The sequence below is a fragment of the uncultured Methylobacterium sp. genome, assembly GCF_964244095.1.
Taxonomy (GTDB): domain Bacteria; phylum Pseudomonadota; class Alphaproteobacteria; order Rhizobiales; family Beijerinckiaceae; genus Methylobacterium.
Genome location: NZ_CAXTHR010000280.1, coordinates 1 through 2,271 on the forward strand (window position 1 = coordinate 1; position 2,271 = coordinate 2,271).

The 2,271-nt window shown below is 73.2% G+C and carries 4 protein-coding genes; 1 reads left to right on the forward strand and 3 read right to left on the reverse strand.

From position 1 onward, the window contains the following. The 3 genes from ACFE86_RS22520 to minC (ACFE86_RS22530) all read right to left on the reverse strand — a co-directional run. Positions 1-298: AAA family ATPase (locus ACFE86_RS22520; protein ID WP_375457530.1), on the reverse strand; the 298-nt coding region annotated here is incomplete at its 3' end. A gap of 39 nt (positions 299-337) precedes the next feature. Then, on the reverse strand, positions 338-988 hold the full coding sequence (minC, locus tag ACFE86_RS22525) for a septum site-determining protein MinC (protein WP_375457531.1): 651 nt from the start codon (positions 986-988) through the stop codon (positions 338-340). Positions 989-1,251: 263 nt separating this feature from the next. Further along, entirely contained in the window at positions 1,252-1,968 is a 717-nt protein-coding gene (gene minC, locus ACFE86_RS22530; protein WP_375457532.1) for a septum site-determining protein MinC, read from the reverse strand. A gap of 37 nt (positions 1,969-2,005) precedes the next feature. Here minC (ACFE86_RS22530) and ACFE86_RS22535 point away from each other — a divergent pair. Continuing rightward, the coding region (locus ACFE86_RS22535) for a hypothetical protein (protein ID WP_375457533.1) at positions 2,006-2,271 on the forward strand (266 nt) is incomplete at its 3' end.

Sequence of the window (2,271 nt, forward strand, 5' to 3'; positions counted from 1 at the left end):
CGTCGGTGAGCGCGTCCTTGTCGCGGGTCTGCGAGGCCGGCAGCAGGTGCAGCGTGTCGAGCCGCTTGTCGCGGATCACCGCCTGGTTGAGCTTGGCGTCGCCGTTGACCACGTTGATCAGGTCGTAGACCACCCGGCGCTCGGCGCCCATGACGAGGTCGAGGTTGCGCAGGCCGACGTCGAAGTCGACGACGCAGACGCTTTGTCCGCTCTGCGCGATCGCGGCACCGAGTGCCGCCGTGGTCGTCGTCTTGCCGACGCCGCCCTTGCCCGATGTGACGACCAGTACCTTTGCCACGCGTGTCGCTCCTTGATCGAGGTCTGGAATTGGGTTGGGTTAGTCGAGGCTCGCCATGCGGATCACGCCGCCGTCGAGCCAGATCTGCGCCGGCTTGCCGTGCAACTGTGTCCCGATGTCCTCGGCCGTGCGCACGAGCCGGTCTATCCCGAGAAGCTCGGGCTGGAACTTGCGGCAGTAGATGCGCGCGCGCGGGTTGCGGGCGGCGCCCGCGATGGCCCGGCCGCGCAGCGCCCCGTAGACGTGGATCGAGCCGCCGGCGAGGATCTCGGCGCCGGACGACACCGAGCCCATCACGGTGACGTCGCCGGTCGGGTGCACCACCGTCTGCCCGGAGCGGACCGAGCCCTCGATGGTGATCGAGGTCGAGGCGGGCTCGTCCGGCACCTTCGGCAGGTCGACATCGGTCGCGGGCCGGCCGCCGATCAGCAGCGGCGGCAGGCCGGGAGCGATCGTCTCGACACCCTCGAAGCCGAGGATGCGGATGCGGCGGCCGACGAGGTCGGCGAGCAGGCTCGCCAGCGCGTCGTGGTCCGGCCGCAGCGCGCCGAGATCGAGGATGATCGCGCGCCCGTCGAACAGGCTCGGCGAGCGCCTGAGCGCCGCGTCGAGGTCGCCGAGCCAGTCGGCGAGCGGCGCCTCGGGCTTCAGCGCCATCGCCTTGAACGCGCGGCCGCGGAAGGCCAGCATGCGCCGGGCGGCAGGTCTTGCCGGGTCCGGGGCCGCACCGACCGGCTCGGGCGAGGCCGATTCGGCGGCCGCCGCAGGGGTAGGCGCCTCGGCGGGCACAGCTTTCCCAGTCTGTGCCGGAGCGGGACGGTCGAGGTTCGGAAGGATCTGTGTTTTCACGGGTCAACGATTCCTTACCGGACCATTGACGGCGGGTATGGTTACCGAACGGTTAAGGACCCGGCTCCTGTCGCCCCCTCATGCCGGTATCCCGTGACGGCGCGTCACGCCCGTTCCAGGAAGGCGAGGCGGATCGCGTCCGCCACCAGCCGCACCTCGACGGCCTGGCCGGTGAAGCCCGGCTCCAGGTCGTCGGCGGCCTTGTACAGGCCGTCGATGGCGATCAGCTCCGGCTCGAACCTGCGGCACCAGATCCGCGCGTTCGGGTTGCCGGCGGCGCCCGCGATCGCCCGGCCGCGCAGCGCCCCGTAGACGTGGATCGAGCCGCCGGCGATCACCTCCGCGCCGGAGGCCACCGCGCCCATCACCGTCACGTCGCCGGCAAGATGCAGGATCGCCTGGCCCGAGCGCACGGGTGCGTCGAGGATCAGCGAGGCCCCGGAAGCGGCGCCCGCCGCGGGCGCCGGGGCGGGCGCCGCTTCCGGGGCCTCGATCGCGCCGGCCGGGCGGCCGCCCGAGAGCGCCGGCGGCAGGCCGGGGCCCAGCAGCGCGGGCGGCGCGCCCTCGATCCCGTGGATCGCGATGGCGCGGGCGGAGAGTTCGGCCACAAGGCCGGTCAGGTCGTCGCGTTCGAGGCTGAGGCCGGTCAGGTCGAGGATCGCCGGCCGGCCGGCGAAGAAGGCCGGCGCGCGCCGGCGCAGGGCGTCGAGGTCGGCGAGCCAGTCCGCCACCGGCGGCAGCGGCGCGAGCACGGTCGCCAGGAACGAGCGGCCGCGGAAGCGGAGCGGCGGGCGGACCGGTTCGGGATCGGGCTTTGTCACGGGGCTCGGCTTCTTCGGGGCTGGCCTGACCGCCTGCATGGCGCCTGCGCCGGCGCGGGGCAATCCCGCCGGACATGGCGGGCGGGCCGCCGAACCCGCGCCGGAGCGGCCGTGCGGCTCGCGCGCTTCGCCGGGGCTCCGCCCCCTTGCCGCAGAGGCCGAGTCCTTATATTGCGGCGCAACAGCACGGATCTCTCTCGACCCGGCGCGGCCGGCCGCATCCGCGGCCGTTCCCGTGGCGGGTTCTACTCGCTTCGGAAACACCATGAAGCTGCGCAACATCGCCATCATCGCCCACGTCGA

Bases quoted from the DNA above. Each gene is read 5' to 3' on its own strand.
- minC (WP_375457531.1), bottom strand. From the start codon at position 988: ATGCTGGCCTTCCGCGGCCGCGCGTTCAAGGCGATGGCGCTGAAGCCC.